This window comes from Bacillus sp. FSL E2-8868, from assembly GCF_038005505.1.
In the GTDB taxonomy this organism is placed as follows: Bacteria; Bacillota; Bacilli; order Bacillales; family Bacillaceae_G; genus Bacillus_A; species Bacillus_A mycoides.
Window position 1 is genome coordinate 891,102 of record NZ_JBBOTI010000002.1, and the last position, 25,969, is coordinate 917,070.

The 25,969-nt window shown below is 35.7% G+C and carries 24 protein-coding genes and 1 pseudogene; all 25 read right to left on the minus strand.

All coding sequences use genetic code 11. The features are described from left to right. Positions 1-18: 18 nt before the first annotated feature. The gene (locus NSS74_RS15430) at positions 19-813 is read right to left on the minus strand and encodes a formate/nitrite transporter family protein (RefSeq protein WP_002126614.1); all 795 of its coding nucleotides are present in this window, start codon (positions 811-813) and stop codon (positions 19-21) included. Between the two features lie 207 nt (positions 814-1,020). Further along, positions 1,021-2,037: a GTP 3',8-cyclase MoaA gene (moaA, locus tag NSS74_RS15435; RefSeq protein WP_340813916.1), complete on the minus strand. Its 1,017-nt coding sequence runs from the start codon at positions 2,035-2,037 to the stop codon at positions 1,021-1,023. Positions 2,038-2,057: 20 nt separating this feature from the next. Next, positions 2,058-2,855 carry a formate dehydrogenase accessory sulfurtransferase FdhD gene (gene fdhD / locus NSS74_RS15440; protein ID WP_340813918.1) on the minus strand — a complete coding sequence of 266 codons (798 nt, stop codon included), beginning with the start codon at positions 2,853-2,855 and terminating at the stop codon, positions 2,058-2,060. A 16-nt stretch (positions 2,856-2,871) separates the two neighbouring features. Further along, positions 2,872-3,216, minus strand: coding sequence for a DUF2294 domain-containing protein (locus NSS74_RS15445; RefSeq protein ID WP_002012015.1), 345 nt, complete (start codon positions 3,214-3,216; stop codon positions 2,872-2,874). 150 nt (positions 3,217-3,366) lie between these two features. Next, a complete protein-coding gene (locus NSS74_RS15450) occupies positions 3,367-3,849 on the minus strand; it encodes a DUF1641 domain-containing protein (protein WP_242246485.1) in 483 nt (160 codons plus the stop codon). Between the two features lie 158 nt (positions 3,850-4,007). Then, complete coding sequence (gene fdhF / locus NSS74_RS15455; RefSeq protein WP_340813922.1) at positions 4,008-6,956, minus strand: formate dehydrogenase subunit alpha; 2,949 nt, start codon at positions 6,954-6,956, stop codon at positions 4,008-4,010. After that, positions 6,925-7,116 (minus strand): hypothetical protein, encoded by a 192-nt coding sequence (locus NSS74_RS15460; RefSeq protein WP_002149117.1) that lies wholly within the window; start codon positions 7,114-7,116, stop codon positions 6,925-6,927. Before NSS74_RS15460 ends, fdhF begins: the two co-directional genes overlap by 32 nt. A gap of 104 nt (positions 7,117-7,220) precedes the next feature. Next, the gene (locus tag NSS74_RS15465) at positions 7,221-7,997 is read right to left on the minus strand and encodes a TerC family protein (RefSeq protein ID WP_002168733.1); all 777 of its coding nucleotides are present in this window, start codon (positions 7,995-7,997) and stop codon (positions 7,221-7,223) included. Between the two features lie 156 nt (positions 7,998-8,153). Continuing rightward, positions 8,154-10,889, minus strand: a complete 2,736-nt coding sequence (locus NSS74_RS15470) for a sensor domain-containing protein (protein ID WP_340813925.1) — start codon at positions 10,887-10,889, stop codon at positions 8,154-8,156. A 547-nt stretch (positions 10,890-11,436) separates the two neighbouring features. Beyond that, positions 11,437-12,669 (minus strand): N-acetylmuramoyl-L-alanine amidase, encoded by a 1,233-nt coding sequence (locus NSS74_RS15475; RefSeq protein ID WP_340813926.1) that lies wholly within the window; start codon positions 12,667-12,669, stop codon positions 11,437-11,439. Positions 12,670-13,118: 449 nt separating this feature from the next. Beyond that, positions 13,119-13,360 (minus strand): annotated as a pseudogene (locus NSS74_RS27960) (Ger(x)C family spore germination protein); the annotation flags it as partial. 83 nt (positions 13,361-13,443) lie between these two features. After that, complete coding sequence (locus NSS74_RS15480; protein WP_340814226.1) at positions 13,444-14,391, minus strand: DNA-binding domain-containing protein; 948 nt, start codon at positions 14,389-14,391, stop codon at positions 13,444-13,446. A gap of 491 nt (positions 14,392-14,882) precedes the next feature. Beyond that, a complete protein-coding gene (locus tag NSS74_RS15485) occupies positions 14,883-15,791 on the minus strand; it encodes a chemotaxis protein (protein WP_002030950.1) in 909 nt (302 codons plus the stop codon). 141 nt (positions 15,792-15,932) lie between these two features. Next, entirely contained in the window at positions 15,933-16,418 is a 486-nt protein-coding gene (locus NSS74_RS15490; protein ID WP_002141122.1) for a hypothetical protein, read from the minus strand. Between the two features lie 368 nt (positions 16,419-16,786). After that, positions 16,787-17,122 (minus strand): DUF3964 family protein, encoded by a 336-nt coding sequence (locus tag NSS74_RS15495; RefSeq protein ID WP_002012031.1) that lies wholly within the window; start codon positions 17,120-17,122, stop codon positions 16,787-16,789. Positions 17,123-17,171: 49 nt separating this feature from the next. Next, positions 17,172-18,395, minus strand: coding sequence for a flagellar hook protein FlgE (locus NSS74_RS15500; RefSeq protein ID WP_002012032.1), 1,224 nt, complete (start codon positions 18,393-18,395; stop codon positions 17,172-17,174). Positions 18,396-18,411: 16 nt separating this feature from the next. Then, a complete protein-coding gene (locus tag NSS74_RS15505) occupies positions 18,412-18,990 on the minus strand; it encodes a flagellar hook assembly protein FlgD (protein WP_002012033.1) in 579 nt (192 codons plus the stop codon). Between the two features lie 3 nt (positions 18,991-18,993). Continuing rightward, a complete protein-coding gene (locus NSS74_RS15510; RefSeq protein ID WP_016103062.1) occupies positions 18,994-20,103 on the minus strand; it encodes a flagellar hook-length control protein FliK in 1,110 nt (369 codons plus the stop codon). A 10-nt stretch (positions 20,104-20,113) separates the two neighbouring features. Next, positions 20,114-20,524, minus strand: coding sequence for a cytoplasmic protein (locus NSS74_RS15515; protein ID WP_098168648.1), 411 nt, complete (start codon positions 20,522-20,524; stop codon positions 20,114-20,116). Between the two features lie 114 nt (positions 20,525-20,638). Further along, entirely contained in the window at positions 20,639-21,943 is a 1,305-nt protein-coding gene (fliI, locus tag NSS74_RS15520) for a flagellar protein export ATPase FliI (RefSeq protein ID WP_016103060.1), read from the minus strand. Beyond that, the gene (locus NSS74_RS15525; RefSeq protein WP_033715323.1) at positions 21,940-22,626 is read right to left on the minus strand and encodes a FliH/SctL family protein; all 687 of its coding nucleotides are present in this window, start codon (positions 22,624-22,626) and stop codon (positions 21,940-21,942) included. Before NSS74_RS15525 ends, fliI begins: the two co-directional genes overlap by 4 nt. Continuing rightward, positions 22,613-23,617: a flagellar motor switch protein FliG gene (fliG, locus tag NSS74_RS15530; protein ID WP_159146400.1), complete on the minus strand. Its 1,005-nt coding sequence runs from the start codon at positions 23,615-23,617 to the stop codon at positions 22,613-22,615. Before fliG ends, NSS74_RS15525 begins: the two co-directional genes overlap by 14 nt. Positions 23,618-23,630: 13 nt before the next feature. Further along, entirely contained in the window at positions 23,631-25,205 is a 1,575-nt protein-coding gene (gene fliF, locus NSS74_RS15535) for a flagellar basal-body MS-ring/collar protein FliF (RefSeq protein ID WP_085310191.1), read from the minus strand. 22 nt (positions 25,206-25,227) lie between these two features. Next, entirely contained in the window at positions 25,228-25,527 is a 300-nt protein-coding gene (gene fliE, locus NSS74_RS15540; RefSeq protein WP_002064631.1) for a flagellar hook-basal body complex protein FliE, read from the minus strand. Positions 25,528-25,544: 17 nt separating this feature from the next. Next, positions 25,545-25,958 carry a flagellar basal body rod protein FlgC gene (flgC, locus tag NSS74_RS15545; RefSeq protein ID WP_002030933.1) on the minus strand — a complete coding sequence of 138 codons (414 nt, stop codon included), beginning with the start codon at positions 25,956-25,958 and terminating at the stop codon, positions 25,545-25,547. Positions 25,959-25,969: the final 11 nt, after the last annotated feature.

Below are 25,969 nucleotides of genomic sequence, written 5' to 3' on the forward strand. Positions count from 1 at the left end.
CCTTCCTTTCAAATACTGTTATTTTTTCAATACATCTTCTTCGATAGCACTTTGTTTCTGATAACAAGAAAAATAAGCGAATCCAACAAATCCCGCTCCGCCAATTACATTTCCGATAAAGACAGGCACAAAGTTTTTCGCAAGATCCATCCACGTAAGGTGACCCGCAAAAATCACGGCTGAAATGACAAACATATTTGCTACTACTTGTTGAAATCCAATTACGACAAATGCCATAATCGGAATCCAAATTCCAACAATCTTCCCAATTAAATCGTTCGTTCCGTATGCTAACCAAATCGCAAGGCAAACGAGCCAGTTACAGCCAATTGCTAAAATTAACGTTCTCCCAAAAGATTCATGTAACTTATCTTGAGCTATCGCTATCGTTTTATTTAAATACGCTCCCTCAGTTAACCCGCCAAGATGACCGAAACAATACGCTACGAAAAGTGCACCTACAAAGTTAGTTAAAGTAATCCAGGCCCAATTGTGTAACACATGTTTCAATGAAATTTTCCGTGCATAAAGTGCCATAGACATTGACATCATATTTCCCGTAATTAATTCTCCTCCTGTTAACACAACTAGCATCAGTCCGATAGGAAAAACCGCTCCTCCTATAAAATTGACTAAACTTCCCCATTGCTCCGGTACATTACCGAGAACACGAATATTAAGTAAAAATCCTATCGAAATGAATGCTCCTCCTAAAAAACCAAGGATAAGCATAGCTGATAGCGGTTGCCTTACCTTTTGAACACCGGATTCAATCACAAGCGCAGCAATTTGTTCCGGTTTATGAAATGCCATAACCAATTCCTCCATTTTTCTCATCTAAAAAAAGCAGCACCAAAAACCCTTATCATCGTAAGGATTTTTGAATGCTGCTTAATCTCTCTGCATATCTCTTACAGAAATATCAATCATCATTTTTACTATACTCATAGAAAGTGTACAAAACTTGCACATTTCCCACTATTTACGTTAACAAAGAGAATCTACATTCTTAGTAGCTTCTCAGCCACCGATATGCGACATTTCAATTTTCGGCATTGCTTTTTTATTCGTATTGCTTAACCGTTCATCTGAATAACGGTCTGAACGATTATTCCAAATGTCACGAATAACATTAGTAATCTCCTCATCCGTATATCCAAAGCGAAGTAATTCTTTAAGATTGTTTCCTTTAGACGCAAACAAACATGTATACAATTTTCCTTCTGCTGAAATACGCGCTCTTGTACATGATGAACAGAACGAATCTGTTACAGATGAAATAATTCCTATTTCTTCATCACTACCGCTATAGCGATAACGTGTCGCAACTTCACCAGGATAGTTCGCCTCAATACGTTCAAGCGGCATCACTTTATGAATCATCTCTACTATTTCTTGCTTAGAAACTACTTCGCCTAATTCCCAGCCATTAAAATTTCCGACATCCATATATTCAATGAACCGAAGGATATGCTTATTCTCTTTAAAGTACTCTGCCATCTGAACGATGTCTTGTTCATTTTTCCCTTTTTGAACAACCATGTTCATTTTAATTTTCATTCCGGCTTCCGCCGCAGCCTGTATTCCTGCAAGAACCGTTTTTACTTTACTTCTATTCCCATTTAAATAAGAGAAACGTTCTTCATTTAACGAGTCTAAACTAACTGTTACACGAGATAAACCCGCCTTATATAAATCTGGAGCAAACTTTTTAAGTAATGATCCATTTGTCGTTAAACCGATATCCTCTACTCCATCAATTTCGTTTAACCGCTGTATGAGTTCAGGTAAGTCTTTTCGAAGTAAAGGCTCTCCTCCGGTAATACGTAACTTTCTTACACCTAAAGAAACGAAAATACGTGTAATCCTTTCAATTTCATCAAAAGATAAAATTTTATCATTAGACAAAAAAGAATAATCCCGACCAAATATTTCTTCTGGCATACAATATCGACAGCGAAAATTACAGCGATCAGTAACAGAAATACGTAAATCCTTTAAAGGACGATCTAATTTGTCTAATGTAACAGATTTCATGATTATTGCCTCGTTTCTACTTATTTTATATTTATAATCCGCTCTGGATGCGTATATACATTTAAAGATTTATTACGAATGAAGCCTATTGTAGTAATCCCTAACTGCTCCGCTAGTTCTAATGCTAACTCAGTTGGAGCTGATTTTGACAATATTACTTCACAGCCAATTTTCGCAACTTTTAATAGAATTTCAGAAGAGATACGTCCACTAAAAACAATAATTTTATCACCAATCGAAATGTTATTTTTTAAACAATAGCCGTAAATTTTGTCTAAAGCGTTATGTCTTCCTATATCCATGCGGCTTAAAACAATTCCACTCACATTACATAAAGCTGCATTATGAACGCCGCCTGTATGTTGAAACGTAGACGCAGATTGCTGCATATCATTCATTAACCGAAAACAATCCTCGGCAGAGATCTTTACGCGAATATCATTCATTTCTTTCGCAGTCAGCGCATCGTTCGTAAAAACAAACCCTTGCCTACTCATTCCACAGCACGAAGTAATATAACGTTTGTTTTGTATGTCACGATAATAAGGATTGATTTTCGTCGTTTTTACATGTACATAGCCTTCTTTTTCTTGCATCCATATTTCATCAATATCTTCATACTTTCGGATAATGCCTTCAGAGGCTAAAAAACCAATTACCATGTCTTCAATATACTCTGGAGTACTAACCATTGTAACAAATTCCTGGCCGTTAATTTTAACCGTAACAGGAAACTCTGTTACAATGCTGTCCTCTATATGTTTAAATTCCCCTTGCTCATATTTGAAAATTTTCCGTTCCACCTGAATCGATTTCACGATGAGCATCCTTCTCTCACGTTATATTTTTATCAAAAACAAACACGGAAACTGCAATATCTTCATCTACTTTCATATCAGAAAACAGATGAACTAACTTCGCACCAACAAGTTCTTCTAAATGTTCATGAGGATTAGCCACATACACTTCTTGAATCATTTTCGTTCGAGCCATATGAACCATTTCCGCCCCATCCGTAGTTCCCGAAATAAATTTCTCAGTAGGTGTTAAATTCCCATAAAGTGTTGCAATAGCCATGTTCTCGGTAAATACAGTATGAATTCTTTCCGGCCCTTTCCCGAACAACTCTTTTCGAAGCTTTCGGATCATATCATTAAATTCATGTACCATTTTTGACATACTCTCATTCCTTCCTAGTTATTCCATCACAACTATTTTAACAAAATGATCATTTCGTCTAAACTATTTAATAATGAGACGAAATGGATCACCTTTTACAATTATCTCAAGTACGTAAACAACATATGAAATACTATTATTGTTGCTTATCTATTCTTCTTTTAACCCTTTACCCATACCTTTTAAGAAATGAAGACCAAATCCGATAGCACGATTAATATCTGGATCCTTCAGTACTTTCATAAGGTCTAATATTCCTACTTTTTTATTGCTTTGCAAATGCTGGTTTCCTTCATCCATACCTGTTAATACACTACCTATAAGCTTTTTCGTAAGTGCCGGATCAAGTTCTGTTAAAGCTCCTGCAGCGCCCATCATATTATTAATTAAATTTGTAACTGGTTCACGAGTGACTTGGCCTAGAACGATTTTTGCGATTGGTTCTTTCGCTTTCAGCATAGAATTTGCAGCTTCCAGCATCCCGATGTCATTTAGTTCACCTACTATATTAAACATTTGATTTAAAGCATCTTCATTATTAGCTAGCAGTTCTTTTAAAGCTTCGAGTTTTTGTTGTTTAAGTTCTTCCTCGGTTAGCTCCTGCTTCTGGATCGCTTGAATAGGTGCTGCCATATTCTTTTCTCCCCCTTAGTTATCCCGCATTAACGGGCAGTAAGAACCCTACCTCAAAATTCAGCGAAAGCAAAGAATTTAGGTGGGGGATCAACTGCCCGTAAACGCCCGATTGGTTCAACTAATAATCAGTGGGTAATAAAGAAAACCCCCACTGATTAAAGTTTCACTTTATCCGTTAAATGTACGTATCCTGGACGATCCCACTTACGATTTACCTCAATACCGTTTTGAGGGTGACGCTTTTTATTACGCGGGTTCGTTTTTGGCATCGGATTTTCGCCATCAACTTGTAACACTTCCATACGCACTTTCGTTTGTTTATATGCAGGCGTATTCGTACGTTGATCGACCGCAGGACCTGTTAAGAAATTAATCGCCGTTTCATTATCTGTCGAGTTCATCGGTAAATACAGCTCATTCGCTTTTACACGATCCGTTACGAGTGCACGTAATTTAAGTGCTCCGAATGGAGAAACAAGACGTACTAACGAACCAGTTTTCACTCCACGTTCCCTTGCCAATTCTGGAGAAACTTCGACGAAAACACCTGGTACTTTCGATTGAATACCAGTTGATTTATTTGTCATGTTCCCTTCATGGAAATGTTCAAGCATACGACCGTTATTAATGTGAAGATCGTATTCTGCTGGAAATTCAGCAGGACGTACCCAATCAGCTATCGCAAAACGAGCCTTTTTGTCCGGGAAGTTAAATCCATCTTTGAATAGAAGCGGTGTATTCGTTCCATCAAAACTTCCCCAGTGGAAACTGTTCCACCCTTCAAGCACTTCATAGTTTGCGTGTGCAAATAGTGGTGATAAGCTTGCCATTTCCGCAAAGATTTCACTTGGATGACCATAGTTCCAATTTGCACCTAATTTATTAGCAATTGCCTGCACGATCCACCAGTCTGGTTTCGCATCTCCTAGCGTTGGAAGCACTTGATATAATCTTTGTACACGACGCTCTGTATTTGTAAAAGTACCTTTTTTCTCAAGAGATGGCGCTGCCGGTAATACGACATCAGCGTATTGAGCTGTTTTAGAAAAGAACACATCTTGAACGACAAAGAATTCAAGGCTTGATAACACTTCATGTACGTGATTTGCGTTCGAGTCTACAAGAGCCATATCTTCTCCAACAAGATACATAGCTTTCATTTTTCCTTCATCAATTGCGTGAAGCATTTCAATGTTATTAAGACCTGGTTTGTTATCAATTTTTACTCCGTAAGCTATTTCAAATTTCGCACGCTCTACATCGTCAGTAACGTGCTGATATCCTGGAAGCCAGCCTGGAAGTGTTCCCATATCACAAGCCCCTTGTACGTTATTATGACCTCGAAGCGGATATGCACCAGCACCTGAACGGCGATAGTTTCCTGTTGCAAGAAGTAAGTTTGAAATCGCAGCGGAAGTATCTGAACCACCTGTATTTTGCGTTACGCCCATTCCCCAAAGAATACACGTACCGTCTGCATCACGAATCATTTCTGCCATTTTAACGAGCGTTTCTGTTGAAATGCCTGTAATCTCTTCTGCATATTCAAGCGTATATTCCGCGAGACTATCTTTGAAATCATCAAAGAAGTTTACATTCTCATCGATGAACTGCTGATCGTGCCAACCTTGATCAATCATATATTTCGTAACAGCCATTAACCATACTTGGTCTGTTCCTTGCTTTGGACTAATAAAGATATCCGAACGCTCTGCCATTTCAGTTTTACGAAGATCTGCGACAATTAGTTTTTGACCGTGAAGTTTATGCGCACGTTTCACACGAGTCGCTAACACAGGATGACCTTCTGTTGGATTACAACCAACGATTATAACAAGACCTGATTGCGCAATATCTTTAATCGTTCCTGCATCTCCGCCCATTCCAATAGTGCGGAACAATCCATCTGTTGCTGGCGATTGACAATAGCGTGAGCAGTTATCAATGTTGTTCGTTTCAAACACTTGTCGAGCTAATTTTTGAATGACATAGTTGTCTTCATTCGTAATTTTAGAAGAAGAAATAAAGCCGATAGAACCTTTACCGTACTCTTCTTTAATAGAGCCCAATTTATTCGCCACTACATGAAGCGCTTCTTCCCAAGTTGATTCCACGAACACTCCATTTTTACGAATTAAAGGTTTCGTAATTCGTTTTTCGGAATTCACGAAATCCCAACCAAACTTTCCTTTTACACAAGTAGAAATCGCATTAACTGGTGCTTCAGAAGATGGTTGCACTTTTAAAATTTCACGGCCCTTCGTCCACACTTCAAATGAACAACCTACACCACAAAACGTACATACTGTTTTCGTCTTCTTCGTACGAGTGTCACGCATCGCAGCTTCTACTTCTGACACAGCGAAAATACCGCTATATCCAGGTTCAACCTCTTTAATAAGATCGACCATAGGTTCAAGAATATCCGGCTTCAGCCCAGTCATAAATCCAGCTTCACCAAGCATCGATTTCTCCATTAAAGCATTACAAGGACAAATCGTTACACATTGACCGCAGCTTACACATGAAGAATCGTTAATATCTACTCCTTCATCCCAAATAACACGTGGGCGCTCTGCCTCCCAATCAATAGATAACGTTTCATTAACTTGTAAGTTTTGACATACCTCTACACATTGACCGCACGCGATACATTGATTCGGGTCATAGCGATAAAATGGATGGGACATATCAACTTCGCCTGTATCAACTTTTGGCTCATAAGGATATTTTTGATGCTCAATTTCCATTAATTCTGCCGTATTATGCAGTTTACAATTCCCGTTATTGTTGTCACAAACCGTACAGTAAAGTAAATGATTTTCTAGTAAACGGTCCATCGCCTCATGTTGTGCTGCCTTCGCACTAGTAGAGGACAGCTCAATATTCATACCGCTCGTCACTACAGTAGAACAGGATCGCACAAGCTTTCCGTTAACTTCTACAATACAAGTATCACACGTTTGAATAGGATTCACTTCCGGCACATAACAAATTTGTGGATGCTCAATTCCGTTCTCATTAATAATGCCCAGTATAGTTGAACCAGGCTCAGCATTATACTCTTTGCCGTTAATTGTAATATGAACCATGCTGTCGTTCATGGTTACTCCCCCTTTTTGAGAATAAAAAAACTCCACCACGAAAATATACGCACCACATTTTTGGCACGTTATCATCATGGTGGAGTAGTTTATTAGCACATCTTGCTAAAATACCAGTCCATTTATTCATAAATAAAATGATAGATTCATAACAGGTCATATCACGATTCCATCTTTAACACTGTAATTATAGCGTTAAATCGAAAAATACACAATATAATTATCATTACAAAGGACAAAGCACATAATGCTCTGACCTTTGTATTACATTTTAGGATTATTCTGAGATGACTTACTTCCCGGTGCAAACCAACCAATTAGTGCGATGGCAACTAATACTCCGTAGAAGATTAAAGTCCAAGTTGTACTGTGTGGAAAATCATGATCTAAAATACCTATATCCTCATGGGCAAGTGTAATTACAGCAAGTTTGACGCCGACCCAGGCAACAATTGCATATGCTGTTGTTTCTAGTGCTGGACGTTTCTCCAGTAATTGTACAAACCAAGTTGCCGCAAATTTAATTAAAATAAGTCCAGCTATCCCTCCAAGAAGTACAACAATGAACTGTCCTCCATCCATACCTCCGAAATCGTCAAGCGGAGAATCCGGAAGACCGAGGGCAAGAGCGACTGCGGCTAATATTGAATCAATCGCAAAGGCAAGGTCAGCTAATGCAATCTTTCCTACTGTGAACCAGTAGCTTTTTCCTGCTGCTTCCTTTTCATCTTCCTTGTTAATATTTTGATTATTTTTTCCGAATTGCGCCTGAATGACATGCTTTAATCCTAAGTAAAGAAGATAAGCTGCTCCTATCGCCTGTATTTGCCAAACATTTGCAATAAATGATATAGCAAAAAGGGCTGCGAATCGAAAAACAAAGGCCATAATAATTCCGTAATTTATAGCTCTTTTTTTCTCTTCTTCGGGTAAATGCTTGGCTATAACTGCTAGTACAAGGGCATTGTCAGCCGATAACAATCCTTCTAATCCGATTAAAATTAACAATGCCCAAGCATACTCTAGCCATATTGAATCCATCCGCTTCTCTCCTTTCTAAAACTAAAATCAGATAAGGTCTTTGCTCATTAGAATTTCCTATTAAGCCAAATTAAATGCTAAAACATTTTGGCAGTTACTTTGCTGTCCTCTATTTGTTATAATTTCAACAAAAAACAAATCTAGATTGTGGTTTTCTTAGAAAAGGTGACGCGACATTGTGCTTAAAAACTTGATGAATTCATCTTCACTTACAGGTTTACTGTAGTAATAGCCCTGAATTAGATAACATGCGTTACGTTGTAACACTGTTAATTGTTCCTTCGTTTCCACCCCTTCTGCGATCACTTTCATGTTTAAAGTATGCGCTAGTGAAATAATGGTATGAATAATTTCATTTCCATCAGTAGAATTTCCGATCCTATTAACAAATTCTCTTGGAATTTTTAAGGTATCAATTGGATACAAAGGGAGATATGCTAATGAAGAATACCCTGTGCCAAAATCGTCAATTGATAAATGTACACCATATGATTTTAATGCTTTTAACTTCGCTAACGTTTCTTTTTCATCTACCATTGCTATCCGCTCAGTTAATTCTAAATCGATCGAACTAGCAGGTACCCCTACTTCTTCTATAGTAGATATGATTGTTTGAACAAAGTCCTTCTGTTCAAACTCTATAGCTGATAAATTTATCCCCATTTTTAGATTTGAATAGCCCGCAGAATGCCATTCTTTCAGTTGTCGACACGCTTCCTGTAACGTCCATTTCCCAATTGAAATAATCTGCGATGTTTCTTCCGCGATAGGTATAAATTCAAAAGGAGAAATAAGTCCCAGTTCTGGATGTTGCCAACGAATTAAAGCCTCTGCACCAATAACCATACCAGTCTTACTGTCAACTTGTGGTTGATATAATAAAAACAACTCATTATTTTCTAATGCCTTCGGTAAATCCTGTTCTAATCGTAATCGTCTTGTTATTTTTTTTGATAATGTCTCGTCATACATGCAAACAGCATTATTACCTTTTTCCTTTGCACTATACATAGCAATATCAGCATGTTGTAAAAGTGTAGTAGTATTTATTCCTCCAAACGGATACACCGCTATTCCTATACTAAGAGATAAATAAAAACTATGTTGATTAACTACAAATGGTTCTTCAGTTATACGAAATAGAGTTTCACACAAATCCAATAGCTGTTGCTCTGTGTGGTTATGGACTATGATCGCAAACTCATCTCCCCCTATTCTCGCTAGAGGAATAGCCGGTGACAGACATGTCCTAAAACGTTTAGCAACTTCTTTTAAAACACTGTCACCAATTGAATGTCCCAGTGTATCGTTAATGGTTTTAAAACGATTTAAATCTATATACAAGAGTCCAAATTCACCCTGCGTTTTTCGTGCACGCCCAATGGATTTTTCTAATTCTTGTTGGAAGAATATTCGATTTCCAATCCCCGTCACTGTATCATGGAATGCTAGATAATTTATCTCATCTTGTTGTTGCTTCATTCTCGTAATGTCTTTTACCATTACATAACTCCCAAAAGTTTGCCCTTCTATCATAATAGGAACAATGGTGACGTACCAAAAATGAATGTCCTTCTCATTATTATTTTTCACACGTAATTGTAACGAAGCCGAACTGCATCGTTTCCCTTCCTGTAGAGCCGCTTCCAATTCAGATCTATCTTCATCTAAAAAAATTGAGAAGCACTCTTTACCTATTAATTCATCGCTGTTTTTTCCTAATAACATACTTCCAGCCTGGTTTATATTTAACACAGTACCATTTGAATTAATCGTTAAAATAGGATCTGGATGATACTCATATAATGACTTAAATCTCTCTTGATTTTTGACCAAGTCATTGGATTTGTTTATTAAATCTTCTGTTCTTTGAGATACTTTTTGTTCTAATTGATTATTAAACACTTTTAACATTTCGGTTAAATCGCTGTTTTGCATTCGTACGATAGTATGACGAATCAGCACAAATACAAATGCAATACAATTCCCAGTAATAAGTGTAGCCGAGGAAGTTTGCTCTTTTAAAGTAAAGCCAATTAATACCGCAACTGCAAGATAAGGAAATATAACAAGAAGTTTCTTCCCAAATGTGGGATTGATAATGAAATAATTCCTTCTAGAAGATGCATTCTTTGAGATCGAAGCAGCAATAGCAATTAATAATAGGAAAACTCTATACAAACACCTTAATAATAAAAGTGAACGATCTGACAAATCATCTTGTAAGTAAAAATACAAGTAGTCCGTAATAGCCAATCCAGTTAATACGAGAATAAAAATAAATAATTTACTTTTCGCATTAAAAATAGCTGGTCGAAAGATCAGGCTAATTCCTAGTAAAAGAAGCAATAAATCTATAATCGGAAAAATAAATGAAAGAAAAACATCTCCAATTGATAAGAATAAGATATTTGCAGAAGGTTTATTAAACAGGTACCACTCTAATGTAAAAATGGCAGTAACAACAATACATAAATCACAAATTAAATACGCTTTTTCCCACTTGTTACATTCCATAATGATTTTATAAAAGAATGCAAAGAGAAAGAAGAATAAGAAAAACAACAAAAACACATCAGAGATATTAAAATTTTGTATCGGCAATTCTACATTAAGTACTTGAAAAGCGGATATAAAATTCCCTATCAAGAAACACCCTATTGCAATAGTAATGCAAACCCAGAATACTCCTAACTTAATTTTTCCGGATAATATAGAATAAAGTAATGAGATAAATACAGTAGTTTCAACAACTAAGGATGATAGTCGGATATTAAAATCTGATACAAAATAATGATTCGGAAAAACAAATAAAAATATAAAACAAAAGCTTATATAGAATATTAGAGCTATTGTTAATAAGATAAATTGCAAATGTGAATGTTTAAGCAATATATTCACCTTCTTAAGTCTTTCATCATTTTTAAAAAATTTGTTTCTAATTATTATTCATATTATGACCATTTCAAAAGATTTCTTTCAAAATAAAGCAGCCTTACATTACACCTGCAAATATTTAACAATTCCATAACAGGAATTACAAAAAAATATGAACAGCTATGTCCTTAACACTATCAATTATTGTTATACGATCTATTTATGTAACAAGTAGATTTAATAGCTAATTAGTTCAAAGAATGTTTTCTTTGAACTAATTGTATACTGCCCATCTGAATCATATAACTTAACTATTTTCAAATTAAAATTTCACGTAAAAATAATGAATGTAGGTGTATGCCCCTATCTATTTATCTTTTTTTCTTCATAACTTCTATAGTATTCATTAAGTACGCTAACTTAAACACTGACTTATTTATAATCCTTAATAAGTCGGTGCTAGTATGCACTATAAAACTAAAACACATTTCAAATAACAAAACTATACTTTAGCAATTTATAAATCTCATATTCCTAGAATTACTAAACTTTCTTTTACCTATTACAATCTATATTCAGATACATTATTTCCTTTCCATTCATAATAATCTAAAACCCCTTCATAAATGGCTTCTGCTGCAATCTGTCTGCCGTTTGCCGTAGATAGTTTACTGTAATCGATACCATTATCTATAAAAGCCAGTTCCGTTAACACAGCTGGCATGTCGTTTTCTCTTATAACATGAAGATCTCCATGTTTAACGCCTCTATCACGTGTTTGAAGAGCCTCTACTAAACGTGTTTGAATTTTTTCCGCTAACACACGACTTTCTTCCACATGAGGATTTGTTTTTTCGGATTCAGAAGATTTATAGTAGTATGTTTCTGTCCCTTTTGCATTACCATTAAAAGCATTTGCATGAATGCTTATAAAGATATCCCCCTCATTTTGCTTAGCAAATTTAACACGTTCCTGTAAAGAGCTTTTTTGGTCATGTCCAGGTCTAGTATCAGATTCACGAGTTAGTAAAACTGTAAATGGTGTATGTTTTTCGAGCAATTGTTGTAGGCGTAAGGAAGTGTCTAATACGATTTTACTTTCAGGCAATCCTTTTGTGGACTTTCCGGGATCTGCACCACCATGTCCAGGATCAATAATGATTGTTTTACTTTCTAAAGGGTTTTTCGGACTGTATTGAAGGGTATCTGTTTTGGCAGTAAGTTGTGCTGCTTCTGCACGTGTTATGAATTTATTTGGTTGCCAGCCATTATCTGTACCAACTGAAATTTTTAAATCAATTAAAATATTGGCGAATTTTTCACCCCAATGCCCTTTTAAATCTTCAAATTTACTTTGTCCATTGCTAGTGCTTATATTTTGTAATTTATATGCATTCACTAGCATGGTAGCCATAGCAGCACGAGTAACTTTTCCAGAAGGATTAAATATTCCATTTCCTTCACCTTTAATTATTCCTGCTTTTTCAGCTGCGGCAATGTATGGCGTTCCCCAGTGGTTTTGTGAATCTGTAAAAGATGGTTTTGCATTTAAGTCAATATGTATACCAAGGGCCTTTGTCATAATTGTTGCCGCAGAAGCCCTATCTAATGTATCACTTGAACCAAAAGTTCCATCTGGATAACCACTCAATACTTTTTTATCAACTAAATAATTAACGGATTTGTCAGCCCATGCAGGAACATCTGAGAATTTATGAGTATTTGCAAATGCACTAGATGAGTAGGATAGTAGACTTCCAGCAAGAATTCCTGTAGCAATTAATTTTTTCTTCAAAATTTAGCACCTCTAAAAAATTATTACAAGTTGGTAAATATATCATTTATAGTTAATTTTCAAATCATACGACCTAGAGTAAAGAACAGATTTATTATGTATTACCACTATATTACATATAACAAATTTAAAATCGAACTATTATTCCGAAAAGAATCCTCAGACATACACTTATAGATAGCGACTATTAAATATATTCACCAACATCGTGTAACCAGTATAGTTACTTGTATGTACGAGTGTCAATTAAAAAAACCTTACATTTTTGTAAGATAACCATGTTAATAATGTAGTAAGTAATTATTATATAATGTGAATAATTACTCGGTATAATAAAATAGTAATCTTATATTTTAAACAAATATTGATTATCTTGGTAGGCAAATAACTTATAACAGCCACCTTTTTGGCCATGCTTTGGAATCCTACTTTACTCTTCAATTCTCCGTATTAAAAGTTGGTTGATGAAATGTAATAACAACTGTACGATTATACAACTTATTCACCTCAATTAAATCAGTTAAATCTTGATGAAGAGTCGGTTTATCTTTAAAATCATTATGTATTAAGTCCTTTCACAGTGACAATACGCATATTCCTAGTATTTTTCTGATGACAATACTACAAAGTAAGACCTAGCTCCTTCCTTTTGTACAAATTTTTGATTTACTAAAATTAATTGTAACTTTTCCTCTGTCCGAAACGATTCCATACAAAACAAAAGGGAAATACATATACACTATGTATCTCCCTTTTATTTTGTACCCAATTTTTTTATTGTGTTACGGTCATAACTTGTCCACTACGGTCAACCATAATTTTCATTTTTCCGTCTTGAGCGTTATATAACCCTAGCTTATGTAGATCTTGTTTGCATTCTTTTACGAAGTAAGGCAATGTACGAATTTGATCGATATCAGAGCTCGTAATAAAATGAATTAAATGATGCGTCATCTCTTTAATATCATGAACGAGTTCTTCCTTCTCTCGTTTTAATCTTTCATTTTCAGCTCGTAATGAATGTAATTCACCTTCAAGACCACGTGCATTCTTTTCATCTTTTGAACGCTCTGCTGCCATACTGGAAAGCTTATAGATTCCCTCCATGAACTGATGCAATTCGTGTTCTCTCTTTTCACTACATTGACTAATTGTTTCAAAGTTATCCACGATGCCAGACATAACTGTTACGAGGCTTTTTTCATCTTCTTCATTTCGAACGTCTTCATTTACTTCCTGCTTGCTTTCTTGTTTTGTCTCAACAATTGTCTCTTTTACAGGTGTATACTTACGTTTTCGCCCCGGCTTTTGCTTTTCAATATTTTCAAACGGCATCTCTTGTTTTTTTAATTTATAATACGTGTTTTGCAATTGACTTTCCGTTTTTCGGAAAAGATTCATTTCATTTTTACTAACATATTTTGAAATATTTGCGATGTTTAAGCCATGACGTTGACAAAATTGATACACTTCATACAATAGTTCTAGTTCAGACTTCAACCAAGTAATCGCTGATTTTTCATATACTCGCATACCGCCATTTTTTTCTATATCTATTTGAAATAATACCATTCTATTATATAAATCGATTAGCTCTTCATACCTGACTTGGAATTGTTTCTCTATTTTTTTAAATTCCGCCTCTAATTTCATTTCGTTCGTTTTATTATTTGACATGTTTTGTAAAAGACTTAATACATTGATTGCTGTGTGGTGATACATAATATGTGTCACTCCCCCTCATCCTTTCACAATTCTCATCTGACTCCCATGTCTTTTAAGAAAATAGAAATTTCCACATATCCATATTATAACATTTCGAAATTATCTGTCAAATAATTAACATACAAAAAGGTATAAAAAGTATCGAAATAAAAAATGATTTTTAACAAATATTAAAAAATAAAAAATAGCTAAGCAAAATATTATATCAGAAAAATTCTACTTAATTATATTATATGGTATTTCTAATATATTTTCACCGAAAAAGCTTGCGTCACCACGAAATCTTATAGATGAAATAATTGAACATCATGTAAGAAAACCCTCACCTTTATAGTAAAGGTGAGGGTTTTACACAACGCTAACTAATTAACCGAAAGAATGACCATTATTACCACGGTGGCTACAGAAATACAAAAATATCTCAGAAACACTCAACCTTTCTGTCTTTATACACATGGCTGGCTCCTCTCTTCCAACTAAAAGAAGCTTTATAGTACTAACTTATCAACTAGCCCGATTAACTCTTGAATATCAGGCTTACTCACTTGAGCATTCGCTCCAACTGCCTCACCTTTATGGAACAACTCATTTGTAATTAATGAAGAGAAAATAATGACTGGTAATTGATTCATTACTTCACTATCTTTAATTACTTTCGTTAAATGGTGTCCATCCATTTTCGGCATTTCAATATCTGTAATAAGCAGGTGAATATGTTCATACATTTTTTCACCTTGCTCTTTTGCTAATTTTTCAATTTGAGCTAATGCTTCTGCACCATTGCTGAAGAAGTTCATTTTCGTATATCCAGCTGATGATAATGTTTCTTCTAGTATTTGACGAAGCATCGCTGAATCTTCTGCAATATAAATAACTTTTTCAGCTCGATCTGTTTTTTGCTCTAATCCTGCAAGTGATTTATTGTCATAACCAGTACCGCTAATTTCACATACAATTTTTTCATAATCTAATAATAAGATGATTTTCCCATCTAGCTTTACAATTCCAGACGTCGTTTCTTCTAGTCCCATAGATAATGAAGCTGGCTCATCAATTTGTTCCCATGAAATACGTTGAATACGATGCACTTCATCAACACGGAAAATAACTTTCATTTGGTTTAATTCTGAAATGATAAATTTCGTTTGATCAAGTGGTTTTATAGATTTTAAATTAAGAGCCGTTGCTAAGTTAATAACAGGTAAAATTTCACCACGTACTTGAACAACACCTTCAACTGCATGATGAGATTCTGGCACAGTTGTAACAGGGAATGGATTAATAATTTCACGCACTTTCATTACATTGATGCTAAATAAATTTTCACCAACAGTATAAGTTACGATTTCTAATTCGTTTGTTCCACTTTCTAATAAAATACTTTGTGCTTGTGACATAAAGGTGTCGCTCCCCTTTCATTAATTCCGTATATTTAATTATTAAGCTTTATTAAAACCAAAAAGTCAACTACCTATATGAAAAATATAGATAGTTGAGTGATCCTCACAGTTTTAAAGTAGAAATACTACCAGTAAAACTTAATCTTGTATAAACGAAGCAAGTGCCTCTAATAACACTTCTTGTGCTCCTACAATTTCTGTCGGCATCGCTTCCCATTTTTTTGAAAGCTCTGTTTCCACTCTCATTCTTAGCTCTGGACCCATTTCTCCTAGCACATATTCTTTCGTCGCTATATCAACATCAAGGAGTGCAAGTGCATATAATTCCGGATCGTTTATTTTTTTAAATAATTGTTTCAATACCGCCGGTGCTATATGTTTTAACTTTTCAATGTGAATTTCCTTATCCGAAAATAGTAATTCATATTGAATATACGTAACATTTTCTTTAATAACTTTAAAATAGCAATTATTTTTTTTATCATTTACAAAATAACCGTTCGGATCTGCAATAATACTCTCTACTTGACGTATTAAATTAGGTAAACTACTCGCCGCCATTACAGTACGTTGCTCAACCTCACTTGGCGAAATGAATGTAACGCGATACTTATTCTGCGCCATCCTCCTCACCTCTCCTTTTATATAAACTTAGTCTAATTGTACAATATCTTAATTAATCTAAATCTATTTCAAATCAATGCTTCTAGACTCGGATAAATCCTCTCTCCCAAAAGTGAAGAGGCACCACCTAAACACTTGGCTTTTGGCCTCTTCAACTACCTTAGAACCACTCCACACCTCTCGTCTTACAATGTACGAGCCGCTCATAGGCAACTTGACCTCTACTACACTCAGCTAGGTCCTCGCCCCTCTTCAACTAACCTAGAACCACTCCATATCTCTGTTCTCACAATGCCCGAGCCACTCATAAGCACTAACCGCTACTTACACATCGCTGGGTCCTCTCTCAACACCTTAAAAGAAAGCTTTTAAGCCCCTTTCAACAGCTCAATGTTATTGAACCAAAAAGCAAGCTGCTGATCCGTAATATCCGGCAACATAACGAAAAACTCACGGCACTTCATCTCATCTTTAAACAGTTGATACTTCCAAACACTATCGCTACCAATACTTACGAAATAAAACTCGTGTATACGGCCAATGATTGCTTGTTTTTCACCAAACGAATATGGAGGCACTTGTTTGATTTCAAATTGATCTGGTAAATATACATGCTCTTCTCGTTCTATTTTTAACACTTGCTCAGCAAGCTCACGTTTATTTTCGAAAAAAGGCAATTGTAAAATTCGCTCTTGTCTTGTCATACGAATATAAAACCCTTTCTACTACGTTACAATTTTTCTTTACGATTTATTATCGAATTAAGTTTACAACTTCATTTAATACTTCATCTGAAATTTTGATTACTTTCGCATTTCCTTGGAATCCGCGTTGGTATAACATTAAATCAACGAATTCTACAGATAAATCTACGTTTGCACCTTCTTGTGCACCACCACGTATTTTTCCTGCACCGTTTTGGCCAGATGCACCTAACGCTAAAATACCAGTTGTATTCGTCGCTGTATAGTTACCATTTCCAGTTTTCATCAAACCGCCTTCATTCGGGAACATCGCAACAGCTAATTGACCAGCAGATTTCATACTTCCATCAGAATATTTTACCATCACATATCCACCGTCAGCAATAAAGCAATCTTTAACAGTCGCCGCCGCTCTACCATCTACGTTTGTTACTGATAATGTTTTATCTGTCGGATGATTCGTTAAATGACTTAAGTCTAACTTTATAGAGCCACCATCAAATGGAATATTGGCCCCTTGCTCTTTCGGATTTGGATTTCCAACAGCATCAAATGTCATATTACCACCTGCACCTGGAACATCCTCAAACTTTGTATCCTTTTTCGAGTCATTACGCATCTGTACTTTATATGTATAATTGTGTTCGCTTGTTTGTGTAAATTCTACACGCATTGTCCATGTATTACCGGCATTATCGTATACAGGTAAGTCTTGCGTAATTTGTTTTTCACCAGTTGGAATATTCCCTTTAATTGTCCCTTGCGATGTTCGAATACCACCAATTGCCGTCCCCATTGGAATTTGCAATGGGCCTGGAATACCAGATAAATCAACTTCACCAGTCGCCTCATTAGCAGGGTATGCGAATACGTATTGACCTTCTGTGTTCGTAATATAATAATCTGAAGATATTCCAAACGTACCTTTACGCGTAAATTCCATGTTTCCGCCTTTTGAATCACCTACAACGAAGAAACCATTACCTTCCATTGCAGCTTGTGTTTTGCCACCTGTTAACGTAATTGTACCATCACTGTAATCCGTAACCGTACCACTCATTTTCACACCGTTACCGATACTTTTCGGATTCGTTCCTGCGTATTTACCGTCACCTTTTGCACCGATTGAATTGTTATATAGTAAATCATCAAACATTGCTTTTTGTTTTTTATAACCAACCGTTTGTGCATTGGCAATATTATTTGAAGTTACACTTAATGCATTTTGTGTTGCGTTCATTCCTGTAATACTTGTATATAACGCTTTAATCATAACGTATGTACACTCCTTATGAATTTGTAGTTTTTACTTCTTCAGTTACTTTTTGATCGTCTTTCTTTGCATCTTCTGGATTCGTTTCTCCAATCGGTTTATCAGACACCCTCTCAACAAAGCGAAGAGATACAATCTTATTATCAATAACGAGCTGTACATCGTTATTTTCCGCAAGGCGAACTGTCTCTACTTGACCAGTTACTTTTTTACCGTCACCGTCGATCCCTCTTACGTATTTCCCTAAAAACTTCATTCCGCCATCAAGCGCTGTCGAATACATCGTCGTTCTTAAAGAATCAACTGCTTTTGTCATATTTTGCACTTGTTCCATAAGAGATAACTGCGCTGTCTGATTCATCATTTGATTCATATCCATCGCATTGAATGGATCTTGGTGCTGAAAACTTGATAAAAACAATTTTAGAAAATCATCTTTCCCCATTACACCAGGAGTCTTTTGCTCTCCTGCTGAAACTCCATTTGTTTGTTGAACTGGCGATTGTACACCGTTAACAGGTACATTACTTTTTTGCGCTCCTGCTTGTAACGGAATATGATTTGTACTCGTTGTATTTAATCCAACTGTTGGCACGCTTTATTCCTCCAATAATCCCGCAAATTCTTTTGATTGTTGTTTTTCATGTTTCGTATTTGCTAATTTTTGTTTTTGCCTTTGCTCTTGTTCTCGCTGTTCTTTACGTTGTTCATCTTTTTCTGAATAACTTATTTGAATATTAATTTCTTTTTCTTTTAATTTCAGCTTCAATTCGTCAAAAATTATTTCAACACGCTTTTTCGCATCGTGTTTTTCCATTTCTACATGGACTTCAATTTGATCTCCATGCTTTTTCATAAATACAGTTAATGAACCAAGTTTCTCTGGATTTAGCTGGAATAAAACACGTTCTTGTTTCACTACAAACTTTTGCAGAGCCTCTACTTGTGCTTCCATTTTCTTGCCTAAGTCAGGTAATGTAACCTTCTCAGCTCCACTATTTTGTTTTCCTATTTGGTCAGTACCCGTTGCTTTATTTAATAACTCAGCTCCGGCCGAACTTGAGTCATTTAACTGATCGACTTTTGGTAACTCTACCTTCACATCATCGCTCTCTGCTTTCGGGAGTTCTACTTCCTTAGACTCCTCTTGTTTCTTTGCAATATTACAAGTTTCTGATTCTACGACTTTTAATACTTGCAACGTCTGCTCTGGCATCGTCACCTTGACTAGCGCCATTTGCATTGTATCTTCTAAACATATGGCATTTTTAATATTCATGTTAGAAAAAAGCTCTTGTAATTGCTGTAATTCAGCTGCGGGCAATTCGTTCAGTTTAATATTTCCGTATTCTTTATATAACGCCTGTATTTTTTGTATGTATTGATATAACAATTCTGGCTGCACACGCAATTGCTCAATTGCAACCATCTGCTCAGATACAGCTAACAATAACTGTTCTGTCTCTTTCTTTTCTTCTTTCTTTACAATCGGCTCTTCTTTCGTTACCGTTTTTTTTGCGAGAATATATTCTTTCTTCTCTTCTTCTGGTGCTTCTTCTCGTTTCGTTTTCTCCGTTTTCGGCTGTTTTTTATTTTCAATTCTCATTGTATTATCGAATGAAGAATTTTCATTTTTCGATTGTACTTCTAGCCCTTTTTCTTTTTGCGGAGGTAAACTTTGCTGCACCGGTAATACAAACTGTATCACTACATCCACCTCATCCGTTCATACACATTTTTAAATCAAGAAGCATTTTTTCTTCCAGCTTTTCTTTTACTTTCGCAAGCTTCTTACAATCTTCTTCATACATTTCATCAATGACACGTTCTTTTTCTTTTATTTGCTCTAAAAAGCTTTCATTTTTTTGAATAAAACCTTCTGTTTTTTTAATTTTTCGATTCCATTCTTCTATTCTTTCAGGTGAAAATGTATGTGATGAAAGCATACCAGCCATAATACGTTGTCCCGTTTGTACAACCTTATTGCGTGATTTCACAACATATAGATCATATTCTTTTTTTCGTTCTATTTTTCTTTTTTCAGCTGTTAGTTCGTACACTTCTTTCAAGATATGTTCTTTCTCTTGATTAATCTGCAATTTAATCGTGTCGTACTGCTGCTTATCCACCCGTTTTCATAGCCCCTTCCTATTATAACGTTACCTTTTTCTATTATATAGTTTTTTTACAAAAAAATCTGTGAAATATTAAAATCAAAAAAATAAGACCTCAAGGGCGAGGTCCTATACAATATGGTGCATCGCTTGGACAACATCTTCAAAATGAAAACTATCCGTTCGACCTTGTTTTAAAAACGTATTTATAGCTTCTACTTTATTTTTACATTCAAAAATATAAGCATTTTCTTCATTCTCTTGAATTGTTCCTAGTTTAAAATACAATTCATTCTCTTTATAAATAGATAGAATTTTTCTCATTTCATTTGCAAGTTGCCAATGATTCGGCGATACGATTTCTTCCATAATCCTACTTACCGAATCTAATACCGAAATGGCAGGGTAATGACTAAGAGTTGCGAGCTCACGTTTTAATACAATATGTCCATCTAAAATACCACGAGCTAAATCTGGTACAGGACCATTTAAATCATCACCATCAACTAACACTGTATAAATACCTGTTATTGACCCTTTTTGCGTTTTTCCTGATCGTTCTAATAACTTTTTCATATAACTTTCCATTAACAGTGTTTTACCACCGATCGGTAATTCCTTTACCGCAATATCAACACTTCGGCGTGCATCAGCAAAACGAGTGACAGAATCCATCATAAGTAATACGTTATTACCTTGGTCACGGAAATATTCAGCAATAGATGTTGCAAGCTTAGCCGCACGAAGTTGCATAAGGTGACTTTCATCTGACGTTGCTACAACAACGACACTTTTTTTCATACCTTCTTCGCCTAATTCTTTTCGAATAAAGTCTTTTACTTCTCGGCCACGTTCTCCTACTAAACTAATAACGTTAATATCAGCTTTTGCGTTTTTCGCAATCATTCCAAGCAAGGTAGATTTACCAACACCCGATCCTGCGAAAATACCAATCTTTTGACCAATCCCAATCGTTAACATGGAATCAATCGATTTAATTCCCGTTTCAAATACATCTGTAATTTCTTCACGCTCAAATGCATGAATCGGCGGTGCATCTAATTTTATTTTTTGTAGTGGAATGTTTTCAGTGTTCTCATTTAACACTTCACCATTCGCACTTAACACTTTCCCAAGTAAATGATTACCACGAGGTACAACAACATCTTCTTCAATTAATGTAACTGCATCTCCGTAACATACTTTTTCTGTCTGTCCAAATGGAAGTAGCATATTATTTTCTTTTTCAATCGCAATTACTTCACATAAGACACTATGTTCTCCAACGAGACAAACATCTCCAATCTTTGCTTTCGGACCTTTCGCTACAAAAAACTGCTCTTGTACACTATGAACTTTGCCAACTTTCGTATAAAACGGTGTTTCAATAAATGTATTCCATTTATTATGTTCATTCATTAGCTCGTTGTTCATACATTTTGCTCCTCAAACAACTTCTCTTCTTCCCACCTGTGACGAAGCTTCGCAAATATAGGCGCAAATTTAAACTCAAAAAACTCTTTCTCTTCTTCCAGAACAAATTCGCCAAACTGTAAAGAAAAATCATACTTCCATTCTACTAATTGTAGTAGCCAATACTCTTTCGTATTTTCTTTCTCTTCTTGTATACGTTCAAATGTTTCTGGATGAACCGTTATAATTAATTTTTCAAATGAAGTAGGCAATGTTTGCACGATGCCTGTTAAAATCGGCAAAACGTCTAATAAGCGCGAATCTACCGCTTGATTCACTACTTTTTCTGCTAACTGAAAAGATTGATTCCATAATAACTCTGTCCATTCGTATGCTGTTTCTTGTTGTTCTTTTTGAAACTGTATACGCGCTGCTTCCATCTGTTCCATTTGTTCATGAATATGCATTTGAAACTGTTCTTTATCTTGCAACAACTGCTGACGCTCTCGTTCTAGCATTTGCTGCTGCTGCCTTAGCTGATTCATTTCAATATGTAATGCATCTTGCTGTGCAAGAAGTTCTGCATGATCCACTTGTATCTCTTCTTCAATGTGAACTGATACTGGTTTCGGAAATTGTAATTCATACGTTTCTTCAGAAAAAGAAACAGAATTCTTCGGAATTCTGTTTTTAAATAAGGACATCATCTTCACCTCTTTGAACGATAATTCTTCCTTCTTTTTCTAACTTTTTCACCGTACCTGTAATCGTTTGTTGTGCTTTTTCAGCATCCGTCATCTTAAGCGGTCCTAAGCCATCTAACTCTTCAAGAATCATCTCTCTACGGTTTGAAGACATACATGTAAATAGTTTCTCTTTAATTTCTTCTTTTGCAATTTTAAGTGCTTTCGCGATAACACCGTTATCTGTAATTTCCTCTAATACACGGCGAAGCGCAAGATCCTCAAGACCAAGTAAGTCTTCAAAGACAAACATATTTTCTTTAATTTTCTCAGATAACTCATAATCGACTTCATCCAGCTTTTGAAAGACTGTTTTTTCAACACCTCGTGAAACATTATTTAAAATGTTCACTATTGTTTTCAATCCATCTGTTTTATTAATAGCACTAAATGCCATATTATTTAATTTTGCTTTTAATAACTCACCAATTTGATTAATTAATTCACCATCTACTTGTTCAAGCTTTGCAATACCCATTACCGTCTCTACACGTTTATGATCTGGTAATCTCTCAATTAACTGAGAAGCAAGTTGCGGCTTAATATAAGAAGCAATAATCGCTATCGTTTGTGGCGATTCATCATTAAGCACTGTAAGAAGTGGCTCTAAATCTGTAAGGGAATTTAAGAATTCAAATGGATTATCTTTGTTATACCAAAGGTCTTCCAATAATTTTTCCAACTCGTCTTCTGGCATATTTTTAAATATACGACGAATGTATTCTTTATCTGGAGTTACTAAATTCAACTCTTTTACATTTAGTTCGTACAAAAACTCCCCTAGTACATTTTCTAACGTTTCTGGTTTATATACACGAAACTTCGCGATTTCGCGAAGTAACACTTCTTTTTCCTCAGCCGTCATATATTCAATGACTTTTGCTGCCACCTCTTCGTTTAATGTACGAATGAGGATGGCAGCTTTCTCTTTGGAGGAGATTTCATCTAACATTGTTTTTCCTCCCTTACTGTCCGTTTAACCATTTTTTAATTACTTTTGCAGTACCTTCTACATGCTCTTTCGTAGCTTCCTGCACTTGATCATCTAATGTAGGTTCTGATGGTTCTACCGGTTCTGGCTTTGGCTCTGGTACTATTTTTTCTTCAGGAATTTCCAGGATACTTTCATTACTTGCAGCAATTTCTTCTTCTGCTAAGTATTCTTCATATTCCTCTTCCTCTCTCTTTTTCTTACGTCTTGCTAAGAAGAACCATACTAGGCCAATTAGTGCTAGCAAGCCAGCTGTAATTCCACCGAATAACCACCAGTTCATACCACTTTTTTCTGGCTCTTTCTCTTTTTCAACTTTCGGCTGGTCGAACTGAACAGTTACAACGTTAACTTGACCGTTTGTAAAGTTTCCATTCGGATCAGCTTGCAGCCCAGCTGCTGTGCCAATCGCTTCTTTAAATGTTGTCATATCAATTTTTCGTTTTACTAACGTATCGTTATCTACCCATACAACAACATTTGTTTTTGTTAATTCCGGATGTTTCTTAATTGTTTCAACTGTTTTATCTATTTCATAGTTTTCAATTTTGTTACCATTTTTATTATCGTAGACAACTTTACCGTTTTGATTATTGTTCGTACCGTAGTTCGGCACTTCACCGTTCGCTGTAATACCCGCACCTTGCTTCGTATCTGCTCCTTCTTGCGCAGTAGAACTTTCCTCTTGCTCTTGTTTACTGCGAAGTACACCTTTATCGCCATATTTTTCTGACTGACGTGTAACTTCATCGTAGTTTACAGACACTTTCGTATTCACTTTATATTCATTTGATTTAAACATCGTCATTAACGTTGCGTCAATATCTTGCTTTAATTTACCTTCAATTTGATGCTGCATCTCTACTTCTTTTTCATAAGAAGAGGAACTGTTAGAATGCGCTTCATCTGTTCCTTTTGAGATGATACCTTTTTTACTATCAATAACACTTACTTCTTCTGCTTTCACGCCAGGAACTGCCGCACTAATCATTTGCTGTATACCCGCAACTTGATCAGCTGTTAATAGTTGTCCACGTTTCACACCAACAGTAATTGCCGCTGTCCCTTTCGCTTTTTCCTCATCAAAAATTGTTTCTTTTTCAGGTAATGTAATTTGCACATTTGCCGTTTCAACTGTCGCGAAGTTTCGTACAATATCTTGCTCCAATTGCTTTTTCGTGCCGACAATCTGCTTCATTTTCTTATCTTGTTCACTTGAACCGAGTGAGCTTTCTAATAGAATTTCCTCACCGCTTTTTGAATTAAACGGCAAGCCCATTCCATTCATTTCTTTTCGAACCCATGGAGCATCGTTCTTTTGCACTCGAATCGAACCATCGGCTGCTAATTGGTAATCAACACCTAGCTTCGATAATTCTGCTGTAATCTCTTGCTTATCTGTATCATTTAAATTTTGATATACAACAACATATTTATCTGGCAAGGTGAAGTATAAAAGTGCTCCTGTTGCAATCGCTAAAAGCGCAGCACCAATCACTAACTTATGCCACGTTTTCAGCGATTGGAAAACATTTTTTATCTTTTCCATTTAAATACACCCGTCCATTTTCCTAAATTTGCATATTAATTAGTGACTTATAATTTTCAATAAGATTATCGCGTACGAGAGCAGCTGTTTTCATTTGTGATTCAGCTTTCTTCTGCTGAATTAAAACGTCATGCGTTTCTCCTACCCCTTTTGTCAGTAAATCATATACTGCTGTTTGGGCATTATTTTGCGTTTGATTCATATCTTCCAATAAATCAATAAACTTTTTGCCTTCAACTACAGATGTTTCTGAAGTTTTCTGTGTGCCAATCGGCTGAATCGCTCCAAATGGCTGTGTATTTAACATTGGTTGAATTTTCATATTTCCCCTCTTCCCTCTTATCCTCGGCCGATTTCTAAATCTTTATCGAGCATTTTTTTGTTCGCATTTAATACGCTTGTATTTGCTTCATACATTTTTTGAGCAACCATTACATTCGTCATCTCAGCTGTCACATCAATGTTCGGATAACGTACATATCCTTCTTCATTTGCATGCGGATGCGTCGGATCATACACAAGATTTTCATTTCGATCCGTTTCAATACTTTTTATTTTCACTCCGTTAGTAGGAGCTCCATCTAGCATGCTTGCAAAACTATTATTTGATTCCAACACCACACTTCGGCGGTGATACGGCTCTGCGCCCGGTGCTCCCGTCGTATTTGCATTTACGATATTGTTAGAAGTAACTTCCATCCATTTTCTCGCTGTAGTTAGCCCTGAGCCACTTGCATTAATTGCCTGAAACATCGTTGTCTCCC